Consider the following 976-nt stretch of genomic DNA (forward strand, 5'->3'; position numbering starts at 1 on the left):
ACATTTTTATACTAGCACCACTACTTTAATATCATTAATATCATTAATTTTAATAATATTATTTTCAATGTCGCACGGATTGGACTTAAATACTATAAAAGCAATTTTTGGAATATAGAATCAGGGATACTTATTTTGATAATAAATAAAAATTGCTGAAAATAATCAGTATAGGCATACAAATCTAATATTATAAAATAATTTTTAGGAGAGTGTATTTATTATGAAACAATTATTAACAATGGGACTGCCTTATATCATTGAAACAGTATTTTTAGTTATTATATATAAATTAAAAGCATGTATACAAAGTACACTGGAATCTATAGAATCTAAATCAAAACAAATTTTAGGGCAAACTATATATAATCGAGCTAAAGCTTATGCACTAGATAATATCAAATATTTATTATCTGAATATCCAGAATCTACTATAGAAGATATAATTGCTAAAGGCATCACTGACATAGAAAATAAATTTGGCACTACATATCTTACTGAAGGTGAAATAAAAGCAATTATATCTTCATCTATAATTTATATGCAGCATAATTTATATGATCTGTTAAATGATACTGTTGCTGCAGGAGTAACAAAAACACAACAAAAATACCTAAATGGTAAGATACAAGGTAATGGCAGAAAAAAAGATGTACTTGAAAATATACTAACATCCCTAAAATACCATAGCTTTACTATGACATCTACATTAAAAAATACTATAGATGATAAAATAGAAGAAGCTGTATTTAATCTTAAGACAAAAAGAAAAATGGATATTCAGGATAAGGATATTTTACAACAACAAGTTACTAATTCACAGACTAAGCTTTCTCAATTTAATGAAACTAATACTCAACTAAATCAAGAGAATAATCAACTCAGACAAAAGTTAAGCAATACTCAATCAAGTACATCATGATATATGGCATTTAAATAAGCTGTACAACACCTATAAATTGTCAATATTGAAATT

1 protein-coding gene is annotated in these 976 nt (G+C 25.3%); it reads left to right on the forward strand.

Annotated features, from left to right (window positions below):
- The first annotated feature begins 223 nt into the window (after window positions 1-223).
- Window positions 224-922, forward strand: a complete 699-nt coding sequence (locus KM800_RS15085; RefSeq protein ID WP_217813819.1) for a hypothetical protein — start codon at window positions 224-226, stop codon at window positions 920-922.
- The last annotated feature ends 54 nt before the right edge of the window (window positions 923-976 follow it).

The organism is Clostridium tyrobutyricum (assembly GCF_019144085.1).
GTDB lineage: Bacteria > Bacillota > Clostridia > Clostridiales > Clostridiaceae > Clostridium_B > Clostridium_B tyrobutyricum_A.